Here is a 3,004-nt window from a genome sequence, read left to right on the forward strand (position 1 = left end):
GTAACCGCTAAATCCAGCACACCTTGTTGAGTCGAGCCGTTACCCAGTAACGTACGCAATACGGGACGTTACCGGGTAACCATGACGAAGGAGTGCAGGATGGCGCAGACGACAGCCCAGCGACAGGCGGCCTATCGGGCAAGGCGCGCGACAGCGGGCAAGGACGGCAACGGAGAACGTCGGCTGGACATGTGGGTAAGTAGCGAAGTGGATCTCGCGCTCGCGCGCCTGGCACGCCGTTACGCGGTAACGAAGCGTCAGATGCTGGAGCGGCTGATCGTTCGAGCCGACGACGCAATTGTGCGCCGGCTCGATCCGGAATCGGAGCAATGGGACCTCTATTTCAAGGCGAGCCGGTAATGCTCGCCCGTTACCGCGTAACGGGCGAGTGCCCCATATGGCCGATCAGCGCTTTGGTTGCGGCCGGTCGTCGTTCAGGCGGCAGGTGCAGCGGCGCTTTGGCGTTTGGCGAAGGTGAACGGCAGCAGGTCGGTGACGTCCGTGTCCGGGGCGCGCTGCGGCAATTCGGTCAGCACGTGCAGCAGGTAGGCATACGGCTCCACGCCGCAAGCCCGGCACGTGAGCATCAGGCTATAGACCATCGCGCTGGCCTTCGCGCCGGCGACTGTGTCGCTGAACATCCAGGCCTTCCTCCCCGTACAGAATGGCCTGATGTCGCGCTCGATGACGTTGTTGTCCACGGGTGCTTGCCCGTCGGTGACGTAGCGGCTCAGGTACTCCCACTGGTTTCGCGTGTAGGCGATCGCCTTGCCCAGCAGGCTCTCGGGCAGCACCTGCGGTGCCTGCTCGTCCAGCCATGCCTTGAACGCCTGCAGCAACGGCACACTGTGTTGCTGGCGCAGCCGGTACGTGTAGTCGACGCGCGTTTCGCCTTCGGGTAGGTCTGCTCTGGCGAGCGTCTCGACCTGGTACAGGGCCTTGAAGTATTCGAGCGCCTGCTGCGCGCGCCCACCAGGTTTCTTTTGGCCCTTGAGCGCGTCGACGTACATCCGCCTTGCGTGAGCAAGACAGCCGAAGTGCGTGACGCCATTGACCGTGCGCCACGCGCTGTAACCATCAGTCATGAGCTTGCCCGCATAGCCGGCGAGAAACGCTTTCGGATACTCCTGAGCGCGCCCCGGCTGGTAGTCGAACAGTACGACCGGCTGTTCGCTGTCCTCGGCGCTGCGGTAGACCCACATGTACGATTTGCTCTGCGGGGTCTTGCCTTCCTCCTTCAGGACCTGCACCGTCGTTTCGTCGCCGTGGATGAGCGGCTGGGACAGCAGTGTGCAGCGCAGCGCCTCGTACAGCCGGCTGTAGTGCAGTTGCGCGGGCCGGATGATCCAGTTGGCCAGTGTGCCGCGGCCAACTTCAATGCCGGCGCGACTCAGTGCGTCTTCCATACGGTACAGCGGCGTTCCATCCACGTACTTTCCGGTGGTCACCGTCGCAAGCATTGCCGCGCTGGCATTGCTGCCCGGCAGCGGTTGGACCGGCATCGGTGCGGTCAGCACCGGCGTGCGTTCGGCGTTGCGCTCGCAGTGCCGACACGCATATTTGAAGCGGACGTGCTGCAGCACCGAGACCTTGACTTCGATGTGCAACTGCTCGCTGACCTCCTCGCCCATGCGGTGCATCGCGCCCTGGCAGCAGGAGCAGATTTTCTGGTCCTCGGGCAGGTCGTATTCGATGCGCTGGCGCGGCAGCTCCGCCGGCAGCGGCTTGCGGCCACGTTTGCGGCCTGCGGGCTTGTCAGGCTCTGGCAGCCCCGTGTCCGGCAGCGCGAGCGCGTCATCCTCATCGTCGTCGGCCGCCGCCGCGGTAGCCATCTGCTCAGCTTCATCGAACATGCGGTCCTTGAGCTTCTCGCTGCTCGGTGCGAAGCGTTTGGACTGCGCCAGGCGGAACTGTTCCTCAAGGAGCTTGATGCGCTCGGTCAGCTCGGCGATGTGCTGGGCGTTGGTGGCAGCCCGCGCTTCGAGTTCGCGGATATAGGCCTGGGCGGCCGGCGGCAATCGGGAGAAGTCGTGTTCGTTCATGCTGAACACGATAGTGCAGCCGCCGCGCAATTGGGTATACGTCACACCAAACGGCAATCAAGCTGTGTGCTGATACTTGCGCGAAGGGTGCCGCTGCACGGCGTCCACGTCGATACCGTCCAGCAGCCAGTGCAACTGCTCGGTCGTCAGCCCGATCACCGCCTGCTGCCGGCGTGGCCACACGAAGCGGTCTTCCTCGAGGCGCTTGAGCAGCAACCAGAACCCGTTGCGGTCCCACAGCAACAGTTTGATGCGGTTGCGCCGACGGTTCTGGAAGGCGAAGACGGCGCGCGCGAAGGGATCAAGCTGCATCGACTGCTCGACCAGCGCGACCAATCCGTTGATCCCGAGGCGGAAATCCACCGCATCGCGGTGCAGGTAGACCTGCAGTTCAGCGTCGAGCCGGAACATGACAGCGGCTCAGTGTTTCGATCATCGCCCTTACCAGGGCGTCATCCTGTCCCGAGCATACGAGCTCAAGGCTCACGCCGTTTGGCAACTGCGCCACCAACCGCGACGGCAATGGCGCCGGGGGTTGCAACGCACGCACTGGCACTGACACTGGCCCAGGCATGGCTGGACGTCCGGCCTGCCGGCCGGCATCGTGAACTTCCACCACCGGAACGAACGCCGCCGGTGCGTTCTCGATGACGTCCATCGTGCCAGCAGCATCTTTTTGTTCCGCCTTGTGTTGCTCGATCCAGCGGCGCAACTGGTTCGCGTTCACCCCGGCCTTGATTGCCATGCTGGCCAGCGATACCCCTGGCTGCAGGCAAGCTTCAACCAACCGCCGCTTATCGCCCTTGTCAAAGCTGCGCTTGCCGTTGGCGCCGACGTTGATCACCCGCAGCGGCAAGAAATCCAAATCGATCTGGTCCATGAGTTGTGTCCACTAAAAATGGTGGACACAATCCTGCGCCGTCTGTGCTTGTGACGCTATGTGCGGAGAATTTCGCGCTTAC

The 3,004-nt window shown here is 63.3% G+C and carries 4 protein-coding genes; 1 reads left to right on the plus strand and 3 read right to left on the minus strand.

Annotation, left to right across the window (positions count from 1 at the left end):
* Positions 1-99 precede the first annotated feature (99 nt).
* Positions 100-360: a hypothetical protein gene (locus tag F7Q96_RS26300; protein ID WP_151023618.1), complete on the plus strand. Its 261-nt coding sequence runs from the start codon at positions 100-102 to the stop codon at positions 358-360.
* A gap of 74 nt (positions 361-434) precedes the next feature.
* Here the strand turns inward: F7Q96_RS26300 and tnpC are convergent, their stop codons facing one another.
* Genes tnpC through tnpA form a run of 3 tightly spaced genes read right to left on the minus strand, consistent with a single transcriptional unit; the run spans position 435 to position 2,922 of the window.
* Positions 435-2,042 (minus strand): IS66 family transposase, encoded by a 1,608-nt coding sequence (gene tnpC / locus F7Q96_RS26305; protein ID WP_151023620.1) that lies wholly within the window; start codon positions 2,040-2,042, stop codon positions 435-437.
* Between the two features lie 57 nt (positions 2,043-2,099).
* A complete protein-coding gene (gene tnpB / locus F7Q96_RS26310) occupies positions 2,100-2,453 on the minus strand; it encodes an IS66 family insertion sequence element accessory protein TnpB (protein WP_151023621.1) in 354 nt (117 codons plus the stop codon).
* Entirely contained in the window at positions 2,434-2,922 is a 489-nt protein-coding gene (tnpA, locus tag F7Q96_RS26315; protein WP_151023623.1) for an IS66-like element accessory protein TnpA, read from the minus strand. The genes tnpB and tnpA overlap by 20 nt, the downstream gene beginning before the upstream one ends.
* Positions 2,923-3,004 lie beyond the last annotated feature (82 nt).

Origin of the sequence: Cupriavidus gilardii, assembly GCF_008801915.1 — a bacterium.
Taxonomy (GTDB): domain Bacteria; phylum Pseudomonadota; class Gammaproteobacteria; order Burkholderiales; family Burkholderiaceae; genus Cupriavidus; species Cupriavidus gilardii.